The 20,785-nt window shown below is 72.6% G+C and carries 19 protein-coding genes; 3 read left to right on the forward strand and 16 right to left on the reverse strand.

The window, feature by feature from the left end; genetic code table 11:
• Positions 1 to 118: 118 nt before the first annotated feature.
• Together fabG and ACZ7C5_RS03685 are read left to right on the forward strand one after the other, a co-directional pair.
• Positions 119 to 886 carry a 3-oxoacyl-ACP reductase FabG gene (gene fabG / locus ACZ7C5_RS03680; RefSeq protein WP_401087832.1) on the forward strand — a complete coding sequence of 256 codons (768 nt, stop codon included), beginning with the start codon at positions 119 to 121 and terminating at the stop codon, positions 884 to 886.
• A gap of 231 nt (positions 887 to 1,117) precedes the next feature.
• Positions 1,118 to 2,020 (forward strand): phosphatase PAP2 family protein, encoded by a 903-nt coding sequence (locus ACZ7C5_RS03685; protein ID WP_401087834.1) that lies wholly within the window; start codon positions 1,118 to 1,120, stop codon positions 2,018 to 2,020.
• Here ACZ7C5_RS03685 and ACZ7C5_RS03690 read toward each other — a convergent pair.
• The gene (locus ACZ7C5_RS03690; protein WP_188297904.1) at positions 1,971 to 2,198 is read right to left on the reverse strand and encodes an I78 family peptidase inhibitor; all 228 of its coding nucleotides are present in this window, start codon (positions 2,196 to 2,198) and stop codon (positions 1,971 to 1,973) included. The genes ACZ7C5_RS03685 and ACZ7C5_RS03690 overlap by 50 nt on opposite strands.
• A 76-nt stretch (positions 2,199 to 2,274) precedes the next feature.
• Here ACZ7C5_RS03690 and ACZ7C5_RS03695 point away from each other — a divergent pair, with 76 nt between their 5' ends.
• A complete protein-coding gene (locus ACZ7C5_RS03695; protein ID WP_401087836.1) occupies positions 2,275 to 2,547 on the forward strand; it encodes a DUF6343 family protein in 273 nt (90 codons plus the stop codon).
• Between the two features lie 67 nt (positions 2,548 to 2,614).
• On the opposite strand, the gene ACZ7C5_RS03700 is transcribed toward ACZ7C5_RS03695, so the two are convergent.
• From ACZ7C5_RS03700 to ACZ7C5_RS03770, 15 genes are all read right to left on the reverse strand, one after another.
• Positions 2,615 to 4,015 (reverse strand): aspartate aminotransferase family protein, encoded by a 1,401-nt coding sequence (locus ACZ7C5_RS03700; RefSeq protein WP_401087838.1) that lies wholly within the window; start codon positions 4,013 to 4,015, stop codon positions 2,615 to 2,617.
• The gene (gene dxs / locus ACZ7C5_RS03705) at positions 4,005 to 5,915 is read right to left on the reverse strand and encodes a 1-deoxy-D-xylulose-5-phosphate synthase (protein ID WP_401087839.1); all 1,911 of its coding nucleotides are present in this window, start codon (positions 5,913 to 5,915) and stop codon (positions 4,005 to 4,007) included. The genes ACZ7C5_RS03700 and dxs overlap by 11 nt, the downstream gene beginning before the upstream one ends.
• A gap of 148 nt (positions 5,916 to 6,063) precedes the next feature.
• Entirely contained in the window at positions 6,064 to 7,092 is a 1,029-nt protein-coding gene (gene hpnH, locus ACZ7C5_RS03710; protein ID WP_401087841.1) for an adenosyl-hopene transferase HpnH, read from the reverse strand.
• A 2-nt stretch (positions 7,093 to 7,094) separates the two neighbouring features.
• The gene (locus ACZ7C5_RS03715; RefSeq protein WP_401087843.1) at positions 7,095 to 7,775 is read right to left on the reverse strand and encodes a 5'-methylthioadenosine/S-adenosylhomocysteine nucleosidase family protein; all 681 of its coding nucleotides are present in this window, start codon (positions 7,773 to 7,775) and stop codon (positions 7,095 to 7,097) included.
• On the reverse strand, positions 7,772 to 9,853 hold the full coding sequence (gene shc / locus ACZ7C5_RS03720) for a squalene--hopene cyclase (RefSeq protein ID WP_470321893.1): 2,082 nt from the start codon (positions 9,851 to 9,853) through the stop codon (positions 7,772 to 7,774). The genes ACZ7C5_RS03715 and shc overlap by 4 nt, the downstream gene beginning before the upstream one ends.
• Before the next feature lie 7 nt (positions 9,854 to 9,860).
• The gene (locus ACZ7C5_RS03725; protein WP_188297522.1) at positions 9,861 to 10,949 is read right to left on the reverse strand and encodes a polyprenyl synthetase family protein; all 1,089 of its coding nucleotides are present in this window, start codon (positions 10,947 to 10,949) and stop codon (positions 9,861 to 9,863) included.
• A gap of 194 nt (positions 10,950 to 11,143) precedes the next feature.
• Entirely contained in the window at positions 11,144 to 12,577 is a 1,434-nt protein-coding gene (hpnE, locus tag ACZ7C5_RS03730) for a hydroxysqualene dehydroxylase HpnE (RefSeq protein WP_401087848.1), read from the reverse strand.
• 127 nt (positions 12,578 to 12,704) lie between these two features.
• Entirely contained in the window at positions 12,705 to 13,562 is an 858-nt protein-coding gene (gene hpnD, locus ACZ7C5_RS03735; protein ID WP_470322092.1) for a presqualene diphosphate synthase HpnD, read from the reverse strand.
• Positions 13,563 to 13,603: 41 nt separating this feature from the next.
• Positions 13,604 to 14,566, reverse strand: coding sequence for a squalene synthase HpnC (gene hpnC, locus ACZ7C5_RS03740; protein WP_470321894.1), 963 nt, complete (start codon positions 14,564 to 14,566; stop codon positions 13,604 to 13,606).
• 281 nt (positions 14,567 to 14,847) lie between these two features.
• Positions 14,848 to 15,657: an ABC transporter ATP-binding protein gene (locus tag ACZ7C5_RS03745; RefSeq protein WP_401087851.1), complete on the reverse strand. Its 810-nt coding sequence runs from the start codon at positions 15,655 to 15,657 to the stop codon at positions 14,848 to 14,850.
• Positions 15,650 to 16,591: an ABC transporter permease gene (locus ACZ7C5_RS03750; protein WP_401087852.1), complete on the reverse strand. Its 942-nt coding sequence runs from the start codon at positions 16,589 to 16,591 to the stop codon at positions 15,650 to 15,652. The genes ACZ7C5_RS03745 and ACZ7C5_RS03750 overlap by 8 nt, the downstream gene beginning before the upstream one ends.
• A 145-nt stretch (positions 16,592 to 16,736) precedes the next feature.
• Complete coding sequence (locus ACZ7C5_RS03755; RefSeq protein ID WP_401087854.1) at positions 16,737 to 17,636, reverse strand: glycosyltransferase family 2 protein; 900 nt, start codon at positions 17,634 to 17,636, stop codon at positions 16,737 to 16,739.
• Between the two features lie 73 nt (positions 17,637 to 17,709).
• Positions 17,710 to 18,447, reverse strand: a complete 738-nt coding sequence (locus ACZ7C5_RS03760) for a CDP-alcohol phosphatidyltransferase family protein (protein ID WP_401088180.1) — start codon at positions 18,445 to 18,447, stop codon at positions 17,710 to 17,712.
• A gap of 91 nt (positions 18,448 to 18,538) precedes the next feature.
• Positions 18,539 to 19,600: an iron-containing alcohol dehydrogenase family protein gene (locus ACZ7C5_RS03765; RefSeq protein WP_401087856.1), complete on the reverse strand. Its 1,062-nt coding sequence runs from the start codon at positions 19,598 to 19,600 to the stop codon at positions 18,539 to 18,541.
• The gene (locus ACZ7C5_RS03770; protein WP_401087858.1) at positions 19,588 to 20,343 is read right to left on the reverse strand and encodes a phosphocholine cytidylyltransferase family protein; all 756 of its coding nucleotides are present in this window, start codon (positions 20,341 to 20,343) and stop codon (positions 19,588 to 19,590) included. Before ACZ7C5_RS03770 ends, ACZ7C5_RS03765 begins: the two co-directional genes overlap by 13 nt.
• Positions 20,344 to 20,785: the final 442 nt, after the last annotated feature.

Consider the following 20,785-nt stretch of genomic DNA (forward strand, 5'->3'; position numbering starts at 1 on the left):
TACCCACCGTCACCTGCGTCTCTCGTCCCTGGCCGCCCTCCCTACCCGCCGGTAGGGTGTGGCCACCCTCACCGGGGGTTCTCCCCGGAAGGCAATCCAGAGAGAGACGAGAGCGAGCATGACCGAGCAGAGCACCGCCCCCCGGGTCGCCGTCGTCACCGGCGCGGCCCGCGGCCTGGGCGCCGCCACCGCCGCCCGACTGGCCGCCGACGGCTACGCGGTCGCCGTCCTGGACCTGGACGAGGCGGCCGGCCAGGAGACCGTCGACCGGATCACCGCCGCCGGCGGCCGGGCCCTGGCGGTCGGCGCCGACGTCTCGGACGCCGAGCAGGTCCAGACCGCCGTCGACCGCGTGGCCGCCGAACTCGGCGCCCCGGTCGTGCTGGTCAACAACGCGGGCGTGCTCCGCGACAACCTGCTCTTCAAGATGTCGGAGTCCGACTGGGACACGGTCATGAACGTTCACCTCCGCGGCGCGTTCCTGATGACCCGCGCGGTGCAGAAGCACATGGTCGACGCCGGTTTCGGCCGCATCGTCAACCTGTCCTCCTCCTCGGCCCAGGGCAACCGCGGCCAGGCCAACTACTCGGCCGCCAAGGCCGGTCTCCAAGGCTTCACCAAGACTTTGGCCATCGAGCTGGGCAAGTTCGGGATCACCGCCAACGCGGTCGCCCCCGGCTTCATCGCGACCGACATGACGGCCGCCACCGCGGCCCGGGTCGGCATGGACTTCGAAGACTTCAAGCGGGCCGCGGCCTCTCAGATCCCGGTCCAGCGGGTCGGTCGGCCTGAGGACGTCGCCCACACCATCTCGTTCCTCGCGAGCGAGGGCGCAGGCTTCGTCTCCGGCCAGGTGATCTACGTCGCGGGCGGCCCCCTCGACTGAGCACGGAACCTACACAGGGTTACCACGGAGTGGGAAGCCGGTCGCACCGGCCTCCCACTCCGTTTCCTTTACCGGGGCTTTTGCAGAATCATTCGACCACCACACTGACATTCGATACCGGAATAGGGGAAATCACCCAGCGGACCGTCCGGGGTCGACCCGATTGTCGATTTCCCGGGAAAATGACAATTACCACCGGAATAGCCCTGTCCGGATGGGTAAGGTCACCCCGTGCAATCCAGAAGTACCCCCGTTCCCTTTCCGCGCCAGGGGCCGGAGCGCCGCACCGCCCAGACCGGCAGCCGGGTGCGCCCCGCACCCCCCGGCACCCTCACCCCGATCGGCCCCGACCACCGCGAACCCGGCTGGCCCCCGATGAGCCGACGGCAGACGGCCCTGCTCGCCGTCACCCTCGGCGGGTACCTGCTCGTCCTGGCCGGAGTCCTGCTGAACACCGCCCTGGTCGACCTCGACTGGTCGGTCCGCCTGCTGCGCCCCTACGAGCGGTGGCCCCGGCTGGAGCCGCTGCTCGACACCTGGGTGGTCGCCGGACAGCGCGGCCCGTCGGCGATCGCGGCCTTCGCCTGGCTCGGCTGGCGGGCCCACAGGATCGGCAGACTGCGCCCGCTGCTGGTCATGGGCATCGCACTGCTGTTGCTCAACGTCACCGTCGGCGCGGTCAAGATCGTCACCGGCCGGCTCGGCCCGCACTACGCCCAGTACGTCGGCTCGCCCGAGCTGTTCTCCGGCGGCACCATCTTCCCCTCCGGCCACACCGCCAACGCGGTGGTCACCTGGGGCGTGCTCGCCTACCTGGCCGTCCGCTGGCGGCGCACCGGCGCGCTGATCGCCGCCGCCACCGCCTGCTCGATCGGCCTGACCACGGTCTACCTGGGCACCCACTGGGTCACCGACGTGCTGGCCGGCTGGGCCGCAGGACTGCTCGTCCTGCTCTCCCTGCCGCTGCTGGAACCCCTGGTCGCCGCGGCCGAACGGCGCCTTCACCGGCACTTCGTCCACCGCCACCCGCCGTACCGGTCCCGGGCCGCACGGGTACCCGCGCAGCGCGACACGAGCCCCGCGGCTACCCCTCCCAGCTGCGCTCGACCACACCGTTGCGCACCGCGAGGTTGAGCCGTCCCTGCCGGTACTCCATGGTCATCAGCTCCCCCGGCTCCAGCACCCGGACCGAGGCCCAGCCGTGCCGCCGGGCCAGCTCCCTGGCCCGCTCGATCCGCAGCCCCGCGTAGCCCTCGGCGTCCTCGCCGGCCGCACCCGACCCCGCCGAACCCCTCGCGTCCGGACCCGACATCGCGCCTCCCCCGGCTCTCGTCCTCGGACGTACGCTGGAATCGTAGCCCGACCCGCGCGGTCCGGAGGTGAACGGCATGCGCACCACCACCCCGCGACGGTGGCGCAGCGGCACCGAGCCCGCCACCGCCCGCAGCGCCCTCAGGCTCCGCTACCTGCTCTCGCTCACCTTCACCCCGCTGTTCGCGCTGGCCACGGTGGGCTTCGCCGTCTGGGCTGCCGCCGCTCCCGCCCACGGCGCACCCGGCCGGGGCACCCTCACCGGCTTCGCGGTGGCCTGCGGCCTGCTCACCCTGTTCGCCGCCGTCGACCTGGTGGTGGTCATCCGGCGCCGCCGGACCGAACTCTGACGCGGTGTCTCCCACGGAGTGGGAAGCCGGGCCGGCTTCCCACTCCACGCCGACCGCGTCCCCGGCCTCAGCGGTTTCCGACCGCCTGCTTGACCAGCGTCCGCCCGAAGTCCCACATCAGGCCGCTCCCCCGGTGGGCCTCGTCCATGATCCCGGTGAAGGCGTCCACGAACCGGTCCACGTCGCGCTCGGTGATGATCAGCGGTGGAATCAGCTTGATCACTTCCAGGTGGTCTCCGGACACCTGGGTCAGGATCCGGTGCCGTTGCAGCAGCGGCACCACGACCATCTGCGCGAAGAGCCCCTTGCGCGCCGCCTGGAGCGCGGCCCAACCGGTGCGCAGCTTGAGCGACTTGGGCCGGCCGAACTCGATCCCGATCATCAGTCCGCGCCCGCGCACCTCGGCGAGCAGTTCGTACCTGTCGACCAGCGCGGCCAGCCGCTCGCGGAGGTGATCGCCCACCTTGCGCGCGTTCTCCACCACCTGCTCGTCGTGCATCACCTCCAGGGTCGCCAGCCCGGCCGCCATGGCCTGGGCGTTGGACCCGAAGCTGGCCGAGTGCACCAGCACCCGGTCCATCGAGGAGTACACCTTCTCGAAGATCCAGCTCTTGCCGAGCGTGGCCCCGACCGGCACGTACCCGCCGGACAGCGCCTTGGCCGCACAGACCAGGTCGGGCAGCACTCCGTCCTCGTGCTGGTAGGCGAAGAACTCGCCGGTGCGGCCGAGACCGGTCTGCACCTCGTCGCAGATCAGCAGCGCCCGGTGCTCGTGCAGCAGGGCCTGGGCGGCGCGCAGCCAGCCGGGCGGCGGCGCCTGGACGCCCTTGCCCTGGATCGGCTCGACGATCAGCCCGGCGACGTCGCCGCGCTTCAACTCCTTGGCCAGCGCGCCGATGTCGCCGAGCGGGATGGCGGTGTCCGGCAGCAGCGGGTCGAAGCCCTTGCGGAAGCCGCTCTCCCCGTTGACCGAGAGCGAGCCGGTGGTCAGGCCGTGGAAGGCGTGGTCGGCGTAGAGGATCCGCCGGCGCCCGGTGGCGTACCGGGCGAACTTCAGCGCGGTCTCCACCGCCTCGGTGCCGCTGTTGCCGAAGAACACCCGGTCCAGCCCGGGGGTGCGGGAGAGCAGCCGCTCGGCCAGCAGCCCGGGCAGCGGCGAACAGTCGAAGCGGACCAGGTCCGGCAGGTCGAGGTCCATCACCTGCCGGACCGCCGAGCGCACCACCGGGTGGTGGCGGCCGAGCGCGAAGATCCCGAAGCCGGCCAGCATGTCGAGGTACTCGTTGCCCTCGGCGTCGTAGAAGTACTGGCCCCGGGCGCGCTCGTAGTACTTGTCGAAGCCGATCGTGTGCAGCATCCGCGGCAGCTGCGGGTTGAGGTAGCGACTGTGCAACTCGTAGCGCTCGCCGCCTCGTTCGGCGATCAGCGCGGCGAGGTCGAAGGCGGGGCGGTCTGGGTCAGCCGGCATGGCGCGGGTTCGCTCCTCGGGTCGGTAGCAGGTTCTTGGCGACGACGGCGGTCTGCGCGGCGACCCCGGTCCCGGTCAGCCCGGCCTCCTCCAGGATCTCCCCGCGCGAGGCGTGGCCGAGGAACTCCTGCGGCAGGCCGAGCACCCGCACCGGCACGTCCACGTCGGCGTCGCGCAGCGCCTGGGCGACGGCCGAACCGACGCCTCCGGTACGGCCGTTGTCCTCGACGGTGACCACCAGCCGGTGAGCGGCGGCCAGTTCGGACAGCACCGGGTCGACCGGCTTGACCCAGCGCGGGTCGACCACGGTCGCGGTGAAGCCCTCGGCGAGCAGCAGCCGGGCCGCGTCCAGACAGGCGGAGGCGGTGGTACCGACCGCGACCAGCAGGATCTCCGGTTCCCGCCCGGTGCGCAGCAGCACGTCCACCCCGCCGATCCGCTCGACGGCCGGCACCGCGGGCCCGACGTTGCCCTTCGGGAAGCGCACGACGGTCGGCGCGTCCCCGACCTCGACGGCCTCCCGCAGCTGGGCCCGCAGCTGCTCGGCGTCGCGCGGCGCGGCGAGCCGCAGGCCTGGCACGACCTGGAGGATCGACATGTCCCACATGCCGTTGTGCGAGGCCCCGTCCGGCCCGGTCACCCCGGAGCGGTCGAGCACGAAGGTGACGCCCAGCCGGTGCAGGGCGACGTCCATCAGCACCTGGTCGAAGGCCCGGTTGAGGAAGGTCGCGTACACCGCGACCACCGGGTGCAGCCCGGCGGTGGCCAGGCCCGCCGCGCTGGTGACGGCGTGCTGCTCGGCGATGCCGACGTCGAAGGTGCGGTCCGGGAAGGCCTTGGCGAACGGGGCCAGGCCCACCGGCTGGAGCATCGCCGCGGTGATCGCCACCAGGTCGGGCCGCTCGGCCCCGAGCGTGACCAGCTCGTCCCCGAACACCGACGTCCAGGAGACCCCGCCGCTGGGCGAGATCGGCAGACAGGTGTACGGGTCGATCGGGTTGACGGCGTGGAAGCGGTCGGCCTCGTCCTGCTCGGCCGGGCGGTAGCCGCGCCCCTTGACGGTGAGGCAGTGCACGATCACCGGACCGCCGAAGTTGCGGGCCTGGCGAAGGGCCTGCTCGACCGCGCCCAGGTCGTGGCCGTCGATCGGCCCGAGGTACTTGAGGCCGAGGTCCTCGAACATGCCCTGCGGGGCGAAGGCGTCCTTGAACCCCTTCTTGGCGCCGTGCAGCGCGTCGAAGATCGGCTGGCCGACCAGCGGGGTCCGCTGCAGGGCCTCCTTGCCGAGCGCGAGGAAGCGCTCGTAGCCCTGGGTGGTGCGCAGGGTGGCCAGGTGGTTGGCGAGGCCGCCGACGGTCCTGGCGTAGGAGCGCTCGTTGTCGTTGACGACGATGACCAGCGGCCGGTCGCGGGCCTCGGCGATGTTGTTGAGCGCCTCCCAGGCGAGCCCGCCGGTGAGCGCGCCGTCGCCGATCACCGCGACGGTGTGCCGGTCGTGCTGGCCGAGCAGCCGGGCGGCCTTGGCCAGGCCGTCGGCGTAGGAGAGCGCGGTGGAGGCGTGCGAGTTCTCCACCAGGTCGTGTTCGGACTCGCCCCGCGAGGGGTACCCGGAAAGGCCGCCGCGCATCCGCAGCCGGGTGAAGTCCTGCCGGCCGGTGAGCAGTTTGTGGACGTAGCTCTGGTGGCCGGTGTCGAAGACGATCCGGTCGTACGGCGAGTCGAAGACCCGGTGCAGCGCGATGGTCAGCTCCACCACGCCGAGGTTGGGCCCGAGGTGGCCGCCGGTGCGGGTGACGGCGTCGATCAGGAAGTCGCGGATCTCGTCGGCGAGCAACGGGAGTTCGACCGCCGGGAGCTTGCGCAGCTCGGCCGGGGACGTGACGCGGGAGAGCAGTGACATGGGTACACCTCACGACTCGAAGCGGTGCGGTGATGCCTCCGCCCCGGGGGGGGAGAGACGGGCTTGGTGCCCATCCCCCTCGGGGGCGGAGCCGGCCCGGGCGCGTGGGGCCCGGGCCGGGGTGCCGACCTGGAGGTCAACTCCCGTTTCAGCGGCCGCGGTTGCCGCTTACGGTCTCGGTGATCGCGCGCAGCGACTGCTGCAACGACCCCATGGTCGCGAGGACGGCGGTCGGCTCGTAGCCGCAGTGCGCCATGCAGTTCTCGCAGCGCGGGTCCCTGCCGCGGCCGTACTTGCTCCAGTCGGTCTGTTCGACCAGCTCGCGGTAGGTCGGCACGTAGCCGTCCGCCATCAGGTAGCAGGGCCGCTGCCAGCCGAACAGCGAGTAGTTGGGGATGCCCCAGGGAGTGCACTCGAAGTCGGCCTTGCCCTCCAGGAAGTCCAGGAAGAGCGGGCTGTGGTTGAGCCGCCAGCGCCGGCGGTTGCCGTCGGCGAAGGCCTTGCGGAAGAGCTCCCTGGTCTGCTCCACACCGAGGAAGTGCTCCTGGTCGGGGGCCTTCTCGTAGGCGTAGGCGGGCGAGATCATCATCTCGTCCACCTTGAGCTCGTCGTTGAGGTAGTCCAGGACGTCGATGACGGTCTGCGCGGTGTCGGTGTTGAAGAAGGTGCTGTTGGTGGTGACCCGGAAGCCGCGCCGCTTGGCCTCCTTGATCGCCGCCACCGCCTCGTCGAAGGTGCCCTCCTTGGCCACCGACTCGTCGTGCCGCTCGCGCAGGCCGTCGATGTGCACCGCGAAGGTGAAGTACGGCGAGGGCGTGAACTTGTCCATCTTCTTGCGCATCAGCAGCGCGTTGGTGCAGAGGAACACGTACTTGCGGCGCTCGACCAGCTGCCGGACGATCTCGTCGATCTGCGGGTGCATCAGCGGCTCGCCACCGGCGATCGAGACCATCGGCGCACCCGACTCCAGGACCGCGCCGACCGCCTGGGCCACGGGCATCCGCTGCTTCAGCACGCCCGCCGGGTGCTGGATCTTGCCGCAGCCCTCGCAGGCGAGGTTGCACGCGAAGAGCGGTTCCAGCTCCACGATCAGCGGGAACTTGTCCCGTCGCTTGAGCAGCTTCTGCTGCATGAGGTAGGTGCCGACCCGCAACGTCTGGCGCAACGGCATGGCCATGGCTAGCTCGCCTCCTGAGGGAGCGTCGAGGATGTGGGGTGGTTCAGGTCTGCGGAGCCCGGCGCGCGCTCCTGCCGGTACCAGTCGACCAGGGCGGGCACCGTCGCCCGCAGGGTCCGCCAGGCGCGCACCCCGGCGGGGAGGGTGCCGGGCCGCAGCAGCTCGTGCTCGGGAGTGTCCACCACCACCCGCAGGACGGCCACCGGCAGCGCGGGCCGCACCTCGCGCAGCGCGGCCAGGACGGCGGCGGCCTCCATGTCGACGGCGAGCGCGCCCTGGAGGTGCAGGGCCCGCCGTTCGATGCCGCGCACCACGTGGTCGGCGGTGTGGTGCGCCCCGGTGTGGACGCTCAGGCCGCGCGCCTTCAGCGCCCCGGTCAGCGCCTCCCCGGAGTCCAGCGGATAAAGGTGGCCCTCGGCGTTGCGCACGCCGTCGGCGGCGACCACGTCGCCCGGCAGCACACCGGGGCCGAGCGCGGCGCCGAACCCGGCCACCACCACGGCGCCGTAGCCGTCGGGCGCGGAGCCGAGCAGCCGCCGCACGGCCAGCCCGGCGCGCCGCCGGCCGACCCCGGTGCGCACCAGCACCGGGGACCCTCCGGCGGAGCCGCGCCAGTCACCGCCGCGCAGGGCCCACACCTCGGGGCCCAGGGCGCAGAGCACCAGCAGGGGGGCGGTGGTCACCGCGCCGCCCCGATCTGCGGAGTGCCGTCGGTCCGGATCGTGCCCGGCTCGCCGTTGAGGTAGCGGCCGAGCGCGGTGATCGGGAAGACCAGCCGGTACAGGTGGTAGTTGATGGAGAAGTCCCACGGGAACCCGGTGCCGGTGAACTGCGGTTCGTCCCAGGTGCCCTCGGGTAGCTGGGTGCGCACCAGCCACTCCACGCCGCCTTCCACCGCCGGGTTGGCCCGGCCCCTCGGCCCCTCGCCGGCCGCGAGCAGCGCCATCAGCGCCCACGCGGTCTGCGAGGCGGTGGAGTCGCCGCGCCCGGCCCAGCGCGCCGGGTCGTCGTAGGAGCGCATGTCCTCGCCCCAGCCGCCGTCGGCGTTCTGCCGGTCCTCCAGCCAGCGCACCGCCCGGCGGATCGCCGGGTGCTCGTCCGGGACCCCGGCCGCCACCAGGGCGGGCAGCACCGAGCCGGTGCCGTAGATGTAGTTGGTGCCCCAGCGGCCGAACCAGGAGCCGTCCGCCTCCTGGTTGCGCAGCAGCCACTCGATGCCGCGCCGGGTCCTGGGGTCGCGGGAGCGGCCGGTCTCCGCGAGCATCTCCACCACGTGCGCGGTGACGTCGGCGGACGGCGGGTCGACCACCTCGCCGAAGTCGCAGAACGGCAGCTTGTTGGGCAGCGTGCTGGTGTTGTCCACGTCGAAGGCACCCCAGGCGCCGTTCTTGGACTGCATGCCGAGGTTCCACAGCACGCCCCGGTCCATCGCCGCGTCCACCTTGGCCTGGTCGGGGTGGGCGACCCTGCCTAGCGCCAGCACCACCTCGGCGGTGTCGTCGATGTCGGGGTAGGTCTCGTTCTCGAACTCGAAGGCCCAGCCGCCGGCGGGGAGCCCGGGCCGCTGGACGGCCCAGTCGCCGCGCTTGCGGATCTCCTCGCCGAGCATCCAGTCGACGGAGGAGACCAGGGCCGGGTGGTCGGCCGGCACCCCGCCGTCGACCAGCGCGATGGTGGCCAGGCAGGTGTCCCAGACGGGCGACTGGCAGGCCTCCAGCCAGCGCTTGCCGTCCTCGGTGTGCACGGTGAAGCGGTCGAAGGAGGAGAGGCCGGCCTTCATCACCGGGTGCTCCAGCTCGTAGCCCTCCAGGTGCAGGGCGATCAGCGAGTAGACGGCCGGGGGCTGGATGCCGCCCCAGCAGCCGTCGGCCTCCTGCCGTTCGACGATCCAGCGGCAGGCCTGCGCCACGGCGAGCCGGCGCAGCGGGCGGAAGGCCCGGCGGTGGTAGGCGTGCAGCGCCTTGTCGAGGCGCTCGAAGAGGCCGTCCCAGGTGTTGGCGGGGGCGAGCGGCCGGCGGGGGTACGGGTCGTCCGGGTCGGTGTGCAGCTCGGTGAGCGCGAAGGGGGCCGGACGGACCGGGCGGTGCGCCGAGACGACGGTCAGCGGGACGATGGTCTGGCGGGCCCAGCAGCCGAAGGCGTAGATGTTCAGCGGCAGCCACCTGGGCAGGAAGATGATCTCCGGCGGCATCTCGGGCAGCCGCTCCCAGGGCCACCAGCCGAACAGGGCGAGCCAGATCCGGGTGAACACCCGAGCGGCCGCGATGCCCCCTGCGGAGCGGACGTAGCGCGCGGCGGCCAGCATGTGCGGGGCGTTCGGGTCGTCTCCGGCCAGCTTGAGCGCGACGTACGCCTCGACGGTGGTGGACAGTTCGGGCGGCCCGCCGTGGAAGGTGCCCCAGGTGCCGTCCTCGCGCTGCTGGGAGCGGATCCACTCGGCGGTGGCCCTGGTCTGCTCCTCGGTGCGGATTCCCAGGAACTGGCGGAGCAGTAAGTCCTCGGCGTCCATGGTGACGTTGGTCTCCAGGTCGCCCTTCCACCAGCCTTCGGAGGACTGCAGCGAGAGCAGGTGGGTGGTGGCGCGGGCCAGGGCCTCCCGCGCGTCGGCCGGTCTGAGGTCAGCCTCACCGGCCGGCCGCAGCTGGTCGGTGTCCTCGGGCTGCCACCGCCCCGTACCCAGCAGGGCCGGGGGGCGGTCGCCCACCGCGACCGGCTCGGAATCGTACTCAGGGTCGAGCCGGCCGTCCGCGGTTGCTGTCAACGTAACGTCACCTCTCTCGTACCACCACGAATTCGGCGAGTGCGACGAAGTGCTCGCGCACCTCGTCGGTCATGGGCACCTCGTCCAGGGCGGCGAGGGCAGTCGTGTGCCGGCGGCGGGCCTCCTCCTGGGTCCAGGCACGGCCGCCGGCCTCCTCGATCAGCGCGGCCCGGGCGGCGAGCTCGGGCTCGCTCTCCTCTCCGCGTCCCTTGGGGTCGGCCAGTTGCTCGGCGAGCCGGCGCGAGGCGGCTCCGCCCTCGGCCAGTGCGGCGGCCACCGGAAGGGACTTCTTGCGCTGGCGCAGGTCCCCCCAGTGCGGCTTGCCGGTGACCTCGGTGGCACCCCAGATGCCGAGCAGGTCGTCCACCGCCTGGAAGGCCAGGCCCAGGTGGTGGCCGTAGCGCTGGAGCGCGTCGGAGACCTTGTCGTCGGCGCCGGCCAGGACCGCGCCGATCGCCGAGGCGGCGGCCAGCAGGGCCGCCGTCTTGCCGCCCTCCATCTCCAGGCACTCCGCGACGGTGACGCTGTCGCGCTGTTCGAAGGCGACGTCCATGGCCTGGCCGTCGATCAGCCGGCGGGTCGCCGTGGTGAGCAGCCGGACGGCCCGCGCGGCGTCGGTGGCGCTCGTGCCGCCGGTCACCGCGGCGTCGAGCAGCACCTCGGTGCCGAGCGTCGCCAGGGCGTCGCCGACCAGGATCGCCTGGGCCGGCCCGAAGACCGTCCAGGCGGTGGCCCGGTGCCGTCGGGTCTCGTCACCGTCCATCAGATCATCATGGAGGAGGGAGAAGTTGTGCACCAGTTCAACCGCGACCCCGCCCGGCACCCCCACCTCGGCCGCCGCGCCGGTGGCCCGGGCGGACAGCAGCGCCAGCGCCGGGCGCACGGCCTTGCCGCCGTCGCCGGTCACCGGGGTGCCGTCCCGGTCGATCCAGCCGAAGTGGTACGCGGCGACGGTGTCCATGGGTGCGGCCAAACGGGCGACGGCGGCCCGTAGCGGCGGAGTGCACAGCGTGCGGCTGCGGGCGAGCAGCTCCGGCACCGAGACCGGTTCGGCGTGCGCCGTGCCTCCGACGGCGAAGCCGGTGCGTGACTCCACGTGCGTTCCCTCTCCCTCGTGGTGCCGGACCGCACGGGGCGGCCGGGTGCCGTCGGTGCGGCTGGTGTCGAATCCTGTGGTGCCGGTGCGAGTGGCGCCGGTGCGGCCGCTCGGGTCGCTCCCGGTGGTTGCCCCGGTGCGCACGACGGTACGCCCGTCGGCTCTGGCGGGCTCTCCGGCAGCGGGGCCCGCCGTCACCTGGGCCACCTCCCGTCGCCGCGGTCCACCGGCACCCGGGTGCCGCCCACGGCGAGCGCGGCGTCGGCCGCGGCGTGGCCACTGCGCACGGCCCCTTCCATGGTCGCGGGCCAGCCGGTGGCCGTCCACGAGCCGGCCAGCAGCAGGCCGGGGACCTCGGTGCGGGCGGACGGCCGCAGCGCCCCGTTGCCCGGGGCCGGGTCGAAGGTCGCGGTGCGCTCCCGGGTGACGAAGAAGTCCAGCACCTCGGCCCCGGCCGCGGCCGGCAGCAGCCGGCCCAGCTCGGGCAGGTAGCGGCGGCGCAGCTCGGCGACCGGCAGGTCGATCTCGTCCTGCGCGTCGGACTGCGACAGCGCCAGGTACTGGGCACCCGGATGGGCCCGGCCCAACGGGGTGGCGGCCAGCCCGGAGTGCGCGGTCCGGTCGAAGACCCACTGGACCGGGGAGCCGAGCGCGGCGAAGAACGGCCGGCGCAGCACCTTGCGGTCGTAGATCACGTGCACGTTGAGGATCGGCGCGGTGCCGAAGCCCGCCAGCCGGTCCTGTCCCGGGATCGCGTTCGGCGGCAGCAGCGCGGCCGCGCTGTCCTGGGCGCCCGCCAGGACGACGGTGTCGGCGGTGAGCAGTTCCCCGCTCTCCAGCCGGACGGCGTGCTGCGGCGCGGCCGGCTTGAGCTCGGCCACCCGGGCCCGCAGCAGCACCCGGACGCCGGCCCGCTCCAGCTCGGCGAGCGCCCGGTCGTGGTGGATGGTGCCGAGCGGGACGGCGGCGACGCCGATGTCGGAGGCGCCGGGGTCGGAGAGCAGGCCGGTCTTGAACACCATCCCGGCGAGCGCCATCGACACCTGGTCGGCCCTGGCGTTCAGAGTGGCGACGCCGACCAGGTCCCACAGCGCGGCCAGGGTGGCGGCGTTCTGCCCGTTGCGGCGCAGCCACTCGCCGAAGGAGATCCCGTCCAGCGCCGGGTCGGCGAGGTCCAGGCCCTTCAGGGCGAGCGCGCCGCGGACGACCCGGGCGCGGTCGGCCGGGGCCAGGTGCGGGTAGCGGGCCAGGCTGCCGGCCAGGTGCAGCGGGACGGGCAGGCCGGCCCGGCGCAGCCGCCCGAGGGTGCGCACCGGCGCGGCCTCGGGCCCGGTGACGGAGAGTACCGGGACGTCGAGGCGGTCCTGGAGGTGGACCAGCCGGGTGGCGCCGAGGCGCTCCAGCAGGCCGCGGTAGGCGGTGCAGCAGCGCAGGTAGACGTGCTGGCCGTTGTCGACGGTCAGCTCGCCGCGCTGGAAGGAGAAGGCCAGGCCGCCCAGCCGGGGCCGGCCCTCGGCGAGGGTGACCCGGTGGCCCGCCTCGGCGAGGCGCAACGCGGTGGTGATCCCGGCCAGACCGCCGCCGACCACGACGGCGGCCGGGCGCGCGGCATCGGCTCGCCCGGTCATCGGCCCTCCCCCTCGCAGTCGGTGGACCGCCCGCAGGCGGTCGCTGAAGCCGGTACTCGTTCGGTCAACACGGAACTACCCACACGTGATTCCCCGCTGACACAGCGTGACAGAAGTGCGGTGAGAATCAAGAACGCCCCCCGGCGAGCCCGGAAAGCGCCACGTACGCCTTCTCCCAGCCCGGCAGCGAGACCCGGCCGCGCAGCACCGACTCCGGGTCGGCGGCGATCCGGCCGAGCAGCCGGTGGTAGATCCCGGCCATCGCGGCCGTGCAGGCGCGGCTGCGGCGGTCGAGCATCGGCAGCAGCCGCAAGCCCTCCTCGAAGGCGGCCTGGGCGCGGGCGGCCTCGAAGGCCACCAGGCCGGTGAAGTCCGCGCCGAGCGGCGGTCTGGGGAGGGCGAAGCCCTGCTCGCAGCCGAACCGGGCCAGGTCCTCGGTGGGCAGGTAGGTGCGGCCGTTCAGGGCGTCCTCGCGCAGGTCGCGCAGGATGTTGGTGAGCTGCAGGGCGAGGCCCAGGGTGTCCGCGTACTCCGCCCCGCGCTCGGGGTCGTCGCAGCCGTAGACGCCCAGCGAGAGCCGGCCGATCGCGCCGGCCACGCAGCGGCAGTAGACCTTCAGTTCCTCGTAGCTCTGGTACTCGGCGCCCTTGAGGTCCATCTCGACGCCGTCGATCAGTTCGTCGAAGCCGCCGAGCGGGATCGGGAAGCGCCGGGCCGTGTCGGCCAGGGCGACCTTGATCGGGTCGGTGTCGTCCTCGGCGACCACCCCGGAGCGGACCTCGTCCACCAGTTCCCGGGTGCGCAGCAGCGCCTCGGCCTTGCGGTCGTCCGGGAGGTCGCCGTCGCCGATGTCGTCCACCCGGCGGGCCAGGGCGTACAGGGCCGACATGGCCAGCCGCTTGGGTTCGGGCAGCAGCCTGATGCCGTAGCTGAAGTTGCGCGCCTGTAGCCCGGTGACTGCCTCGCAGTACCGGTACGCCGCCATGACCTGGGCCGACGCCAGTGGTGATGCCGCCACTCGGGCGTTCACCTTCCCTTCGCGAAGATGGCCGCCGCCTTCGCTGCGAGGCGGCGTCTGTCCGGCTTCGCCTGCTGTGCGAGTACGTCGTACCCGGCGTCCTCGACGGCCGCCAGGGCCGCGTAGCCGCCTGCGGTGAATCCCGCCAGGAGCAGTCGGAGCCTCCCCCGAACCGTACCTACCAATGGTGCGCCGCGATCGAGCAGGGTGCGGGCCCGCTCGACCTCGAAGGCGATCAGCTCGCGTACGGCGCCGCTCGCGGAGGGCGCGGCGAGGTCGGCCTCGGTGACGCCGAAGCGGGCGAGGTCCTCGGCGGGCAGGTAGATCCGGCCGTGGGAGAGGTCCTCGGCCACGTCCTGGAGGTGTTCGACCACCTGGAGGCCGCTGCACACGGCGTCGGAGAGCTCGATCCGCTCGGGGGTGGAGACGCCGGCGATGGCCAGCACCAGGCGGCCGACCGGGTCGGCCGAGAGCGTGCAGTAGCCGATCAGGTCGTCGTAGGTGGCGTAGCGGGCGGTGGTCTGGTCCACCCGGTTGGCCTCGATCAGTCGGCGGAACGGCTCGGGGGTGAGGCCGTGGCGGTCGACCAGCGGGACGAGGGCGCTCAGCAGCGGGTGGCGGGGGCGGTCGGCATCGGCTCCGGAACCGCCGGCGTTGCGCAGTGCGGTCTCGAACACCCGGTCGAGGTCCCGCTCCAGCCCGTCGAGCAGCGCGAGCCGGAAGGCGGTCTCCTGCGCGGTGGGCGGCCCCGACTGGTCCGAAGGGGTGGCGGGGGGCGTCCGCTCGACCCCGAGCAGGCGGGCGGTGGTGGCCGGGTCGGCCAGGTCGCCGTCGCCGGCGTCGTCGACCAGGCGGGCGAAGCCGTACACCGCCATCAGGTCGTCGCGCCAGGCCGCGGGCAGGAAGAACGGGGCGACCGGGAAGTTCTCCGCACCCGCCTTCTCCAGGGTCTGTCCCGCGGAAGGGTTCACCGGCGTATCACTGGGCTGGGCCGAAGCCGACACTGCTCTCACTCCCCCGTTCTACACCGCTTGGCACGACCGGCCCGACTCGGACACGCGTCCGAGCGCGGGCGCGGCGCACGGCACAGCGCCCCCGCGCCCACCAGCCTGGCACCACCGGGCGCGCCGGAGAAGAGCGCCCCGCCAGGGGGCCGCGGACGCTCACCCCGGCGGCGGGGCCGGCCGGGGCCGCGGGCAGCACCAGGGGCCGGTCCCGGAGATCCGGGACCGGCCCCTGTGCGGCACCGAGGCTACGGGCGCTCGCCGCGCTCGTAACGGCCGACGACCTCGTCGGTCGGGCCGTCCATGATCAGCTCGCCGGCCTCGATCCAGATCGTCCGCTCGCAGACCTCGCGGACCGAGTTGTTGTCGTGGCTGACCAGGAAGACCGTACCGGCGGACCCGCGCAGTTCCTCGATCCGCCGCTTGCTGCGCTGCTGGAAGGCCTGGTCGCCGGTGGCGAGGGCCTCGTCGATCAGCAGCACGTCGTGGGTCTTCGCGGCCGCGATCGAGAAGCGCAGCCGGGCGCCCATGCCGGAGGAGTAGGTGCGCATCGGCAGGGAGATGAAGTCGCCCTTGTCGTTGATGCCGGAGAAGTCGACGATCTCCTGGTAGCGCGCCCGGACCTGGGCCGGGCTCATGCCCATCGCCAGGCAGCCGAGGATGACGTTGCGCTCACCGGTGAGCTCGTTCATCAGTGCGGCGTTGACGCCCAGCAGCGAGGGCTGGCCGTTGGTGTAGATGCCGCCCTTCTCGGTCGGCAGCAGGCCCGCGATGGCCGCCAGCATGGTCGACTTGCCGGAGCCGTTGGAGCCGATCAGACCGATCGCCTCACCCTTGTACGCGGTGAAGCTGATGCCCTTGACCGCGTGCACCTCGCGCACACCGGCCGAGCGCTTGCGCTTGATGATGCGGCTCAGCGCCGAGGTGGCGCTGCCCTTGCCGGAGCCGGCGCCGTGCACCCGGTAGACGATGTGCACGTCGTCGACGACGACGGTGGGCTCGCGGGCCACGTCCGCGTCCCGCGGGGTGTCGCTCTTGCTCAGATCGAGGTCAGCCACGGCCGTACTCCTCCTCGGCCTTCCAGAAGAAGACGTATCCGACGACGAACATGCCGACGCCCCAGACGAGGCCGTACGCCCACTGGTGCGGCGGGAAGTTCTGGTGCACCGGCTGGTGCGGGTTGTAGATGACCGGCGCGAAGGCGTGCCGCAGCAGGTCCATGTAGATCGTGGCCGGGTTGAGCGACATCAGCGTCTGGATGTAGTGCGGCCAGGTCTGGATCTTGTCCTGGATGCTGAACATCACACCGGAGAGGAACATCCAGGCGCGCATCACGAACGGGATCAGCTGGGAGATGTCGCTGGTCTTGGCGCCGATCCGGGCCATCACCAGGGAGACGCCGGTGTTGAAGAGCGTCTGGAGGAGCAGCGCCGGGATGATCAGCAGCCAGGTCCGGCCCGGGGCGACGCCGGCGGCGAGCACGGTGACGACCAGCACGACCATCGAGATCATCAGCTGCTGGAGCTGGATCACGGTGAAGGCGATCGGGAGGCTGGCCCGGGGGAAGTGCAGCGCCCGGATCAGCCCGAGGTTGTCGGAGATCGCCCGGGTGCCGGACTGCACGGCGTTCTGGGTGAACTGGAAGACGAAGACGCCGATGCACAGCCACGCGATGTACGTGTTGTCCGGGAAGCCCTGCTTGCTCGCCAGGATCACGCCGAAGACCAGGTAGAACACGGCGCAGTTGAGCAGCGGGGTCACGACCTGCCAGAGCTGGCCGAGCTTGGCGTCGGTGTACTGGGCCACCAGGCGGGCGGTGGCGAAGGCCCAGATGAAGTGGCGTCGGGCCCAGAGCTGCTTGGTGTAGGCGACCAGGCCGGGACGGGCACCGCTCACCGCCAGACCGTACTTCTCCGCAAGCTGCTTGGGGGTCAGGCCCGCGTCCACCCCCCTGGGGGTCGAGAGGCTGACGGGTTCACTCACTGTCGACACATTCGTCCTTCACGCGGGATCGGTCGGGGCGGCCGGTCGGCGGGGGTCCGCCGGCCGTGCGCCGATGGGGATCCACTGGGGTCTCGGGGAAGCCGGCCGGTGTGTGGTCACCGGCCGAGGCGATCGATCATTCGACCTGATGCGATCAGATGATCGGTGGTCGGCCCAGCCTGGTCAGTCGCCAGACGGTACGCCACCGCATGGGCCGCCGCGGACCGCAGGGTTCGCGCCAGCCCGCCCGGAATCCGCCCCACCAGGCCTTCAGCGCCTCGGGGGAGGGGCGTCGGGCCAGGGTCAGCAGGAACCAGGTTCCCAGATAGAGAGGCACCAACAGGGCCGGAAGGTTCCGCCTCGCGAGCCAGACCCGGTTCCGGGCCACGTTGTGGAAGTAGCTGGCGTGGCGGGCGGGCGACGTCGTGGGGTGGTGCAGCACCACGTCCGCCCGGTAGTCGATGGCCCAGCCGGCGTCCAGCGCGCGCCACGCGAGGTCGGTCTCCTCGTGGGCGTAGAAGAACTCGGCGGGCAGCTGCCCGGCCTGCTCGAACACCTTGCAGCGCACCGCGCTCGCGCCGCCCAGGAAGGTGGTCACCCTGGAGGAGTGCAGCGGGTCGCTGGCGCGCAGCCGGGGGACGTGCCGGCGCTGGGTGACCCCGGTGTCCGGGTCCGCGATCCGGAAGGAGACGATGCCCAGTTCCGGGTCGGCGGTGAAGGCCTCGCGCAGCAGCCTGGCCGAGTCGGTGCGCGGCAGGTTGCCGTCGTCGTCCAGGAAGAGGACGGCGTCGACCTCCCGGCCGTCCGGGCCGAACAGCTCGATGCCGACGTTGCGGCCGCCCGGGATGCCGAGGTTCTCCGGCAACTCGACGGCGCGCACGCCCTCCGCCAGCGGGGGCAGCGGGGCTCCGTTGCCGACCACGGCCAGCTCGACCGCGGGGCCCTCCTGGGCGCGGACGGCCTCGATCAGGGCGTTGAGCTCGGCGGGCCGGTTGCCCATGGTGATGATCACGGCGCCGAGGCGGAAGTCCTCCGCAGTGCCCGCCGCGTTCATGCGCCCACCTCGCTCCGCTCGGCGGGGGCGTTCACCCACGCGTGCCTGTCGGTCATTCGCTCGCTCCGCCCACTCATCGCAGCCTGCTGGAGAGGACGATGCTCAGCAGGTGCAGCACGGTCTGGAGCATCGCGATCGCCGCCAGGACGACCACCGCGAGCCGGGTGAAGAGCAGCCCGCCGTGCACGGCGTCGGCGACCCCGGCGGCCAGGATGAACAGCGAGGCCTCGACCGCGCCGACCAGGCGGTGGAACTTCAGGAGGGAGGCCGCCTTGCGGGCCTTGGCGACGGAGGAGGACCGGGGCACCGAGGCGCTGTCCTCGACGGCCGTCAGGCCGCTGCGGGCCCTGGCCACGTCCACCAGGTCGGTCTCGGACTTGATCAGGATGGCGCCGAGCGCGGCCAGCGTGCCGAGGAAGGCCCACTCCCAGTGCGAGCCGCTGCCCTCGCGGTGCGGCAGGTCGGTGGCGCGCAGGCCGAGACCGGTCAGCAGGGCCGCCTCGGACATGTAGTGGCCGACCCGGTCCAGGTAGACGCCGGTGAGCGAGGTCTGCCGGCGCCAGCGGGCCACCTCGCCGTCCACGCAGTCCAGCAGCAGGTAGACCTGGATCAGCACGGCGCCCAGGACCGCGCCCGCGATGCCCGGCACGACCAGCGCGGCACCGGCCAGGATGCCGGTGAACATCATCAGGTACGTCAGGCCGTTGGGCGTGATCGCCGTCATGGTGGAGAGCACGCGGGTGATCCGCAGCGAGATCTTCCGCATGTACAGGCGTCCGGCCCAGTGCTCGGCGCTGCGGCGCTGGAGCATCCCCTCCGGGTGGATCACCGCGCGCAGCTCCTCTGTCGAGGGCCGGCGGGTCAGGTCCACCGGGGGCCGTTGGGCGCCCGCGGTGGAGGGGTCAGCTGTTGACGGCTTGGACATAGTCGGCGTACGCGTCCCTGATTGCGGAAGGGGAGAGGTCGAGGTGTTCGAGGATGGTGAAGCGCCCCGGTCGGGTGTTCGGAGCGTAGTGCACCGCTTCGGTGAACTCCGCCTCCGTGAAGCCGATCTGAGCCGCGGTCACCGGCAGTCCGTGGCTCGCCAGGCGCTCCACGATCAGACCGGTCAGCTCACGCTCGCCCCGCAGGAAGCTGGCGAAGGCGGCGCCGAGGCCGACCTGTTCGCCGTGCTGGGCGGACCGCTTGGGGTACAGCACGTCCAGGGCATGCGAGATCTCGTGGCAGGCGCCCGACGAGGGCCGGGTGCTGCCGGCGATGTTCATCGCGATGCCGGACAGTACCAGGGCCTCCGCCAGCGCCGTCAGGAGGTCCTGGTCCTGCGTGCTTCCCGGGTGCCGCAGCAGGTTCTCGCCCGCCGAGCGGGCCATCGCGACGGCCAGCCCGTCCACCGGCTCACCGGTCACCGCGTGCGACAACTCCCAGTCCGCGCAGGCGGAGATGTTGGAGACGACGTCGCCCACGCCGGCCGCCACGAAGCGCTGCGGGGCCTGCCGGATCACGTCCAGGTCGACCACGATGCCGATCGGGCTGGGCACCCCGTACGAGCCGCGGCCGGCGTCGTTGTCCAGGGTGGAGACCGGGGAGCAGATGCCGTCGTGGGCCAGGTTGGTGGCGACCGCGACCAGCGGCAGGCCGACCCGGGCCGCGGCGTACTTGGCGGCGTCGATGATCTTGCCGCCGCCGAGGCCGACGATCGCGTCGTAGTGCCCGCCGCGCATCGCCTCGGCCAGCCGCACCGCGCTGTCCAGGCTGCCGTCGTCCACGTTGTACCAGTCGGCGCCGGGCAGGGCCGGCTCCAGGCGGAGGCGCATGGCCGCGCCGGAGCCGTTGCTGATCGCCACCGCGATCCGGCCCGAGGCCGACAGCCGCTGGTCCGCGAGGATGCCGCCGAGCGCGTCCAGCGCGCCCGGGCGGATCTCGACGAACAGCGGCGACGGGACCAGTCGGGTCAGTACCGGCACGCGATCTCCCGCGCCTTCTCCAGGTCGTCGTGGTTGTCGACCTCGACCCAGGAGACCTCGCCGATCGGCTGCACGTCGATCCGCAGGCCCCGGTTCACCATCTCCTGGTAGCCGTCCTCGTAGTACAGCTGCGGGTCGCGCTCGTAGGTGGCGCGCAGCGCGTCCGTCAGGTCGGCGGCCGCGGACGGGTTGATCACGGTGACGCCGATGTACTCGCCGCTCGCCTCGGCCGGGTCCATCAGCTTGGTGATGCGGCGCATGCCGGCGGCCGGGTCGACGACGACCTTCATCTCCTCGTCGGCGAGCTTCTTCACCGTGTCGAGGGCGAGCAGGATGCCGGGGGCGGTGCCGTTCTCGGTCAGGCGCCGGTTGCCCTCCAGCATGGTGCGCTGCACGGAGGCCGGGTGGACGGTGTCGCCGTTGGCGAGCAGCAGGCCCTCGGTGAACAGCTCACGGGCGCACCAGAGCGAGTAGGCGTTGTTCCACTCCTCGGCCTTGTCGTTCTCGACCAGGTGGAGCTTGACGCCGTACTTGCTCTCCAGGGCGTCCTTGCGGTCGTACACCGCCTCCTTGCGGTAGCCGACAACTATCGCGGCGTCGCGCAGTCCGACCTCGGCGAAGTTGCCGAGGGTGAGGTCCAGGACGGTCCGCTCCCCGTCGACCGGCACCAGCGCCTTGGGCAGGGTGTCGGTGTACGGGCGCAGCCGGCGGCCGGCGCCGGCTGCCAGAACGAGGCCGATCATGCGGGTCTCCTGATCCGTCGTGCTGTGCGCGGCGACCGTGCCGATGGCGGCGCCGCGGTTAGTCCGGAACGGTGTTCGACCGGGCCGGGCGGCGACGCGCCGGTGCCGGCACGGATCCGGGCACCGTGTCGTATGTGATGGTAGGCGACCGGGACGACCGGCCAGAACGCACCCGGAGCACCCGGGCCGACGACGGGCGGGCCCGGAGCCCGCCCACGGCCCGCCGGGGAGCCGTCCGGAGGGCGGACCCGGGGCGGGCTCGGGGCGGTCCGTGCGCGGACCCGGACTCCGTGGGGAGGGGGCGCCGAGTCGATCGAACAGAATTCGAACGCACCCCGAACGATTCTGCGAATCCGGTGACCCTTACGAAGGCTTTCCGGACCTTTCCCTGCCCGGTTTCCGACTTCTCCAGGTCATGATCCGCCCGGTTGTGCGTGGGACC

This window comes from Kitasatospora sp. NPDC036993 (assembly GCF_055607525.1).

Excerpts from the sequence above, each read along its gene's own strand:
- ACZ7C5_RS03700 (WP_401087838.1), bottom strand. The coding sequence starts at position 4,015 with ATGCCGGCTGACCCAGACCGCCCCGCCTTCGACCTCGCCGCGCTGATC.
- ACZ7C5_RS03755 (WP_401087854.1), bottom strand. The coding sequence starts at position 17,636 with ATGAACGCGGCGGGCACTGCGGAGGACTTCCGCCTCGGCGCCGTGATC.
- hpnH (WP_401087841.1), bottom strand. The coding sequence starts at position 7,092 with ATGGCCATGCCGTTGCGCCAGACGTTGCGGGTCGGCACCTACCTCATG.
- ACZ7C5_RS03695 (WP_401087836.1), top strand. The coding sequence starts at position 2,275 with ATGCGCACCACCACCCCGCGACGGTGGCGCAGCGGCACCGAGCCCGCC.
- dxs (WP_401087839.1), bottom strand. The coding sequence starts at position 5,915 with ATGTCACTGCTCTCCCGCGTCACGTCCCCGGCCGAGCTGCGCAAGCTC.
- ACZ7C5_RS03770 (WP_401087858.1), bottom strand. The coding sequence starts at position 20,343 with ATGATCGGCCTCGTTCTGGCAGCCGGCGCCGGCCGCCGGCTGCGCCCG.
- hpnE (WP_401087848.1), bottom strand. The coding sequence starts at position 12,577 with ATGACCGGGCGAGCCGATGCCGCGCGCCCGGCCGCCGTCGTGGTCGGC.
- fabG (WP_401087832.1), top strand. The coding sequence starts at position 119 with ATGACCGAGCAGAGCACCGCCCCCCGGGTCGCCGTCGTCACCGGCGCG.
- ACZ7C5_RS03690 (WP_188297904.1), bottom strand. The coding sequence starts at position 2,198 with ATGTCGGGTCCGGACGCGAGGGGTTCGGCGGGGTCGGGTGCGGCCGGC.
- hpnD (WP_470322092.1), bottom strand. The coding sequence starts at position 13,562 with ATGGCGGCGTACCGGTACTGCGAGGCAGTCACCGGGCTACAGGCGCGC.
- ACZ7C5_RS03760 (WP_401088180.1), bottom strand. The coding sequence starts at position 18,447 with ATGCTCCAGCGCCGCAGCGCCGAGCACTGGGCCGGACGCCTGTACATG.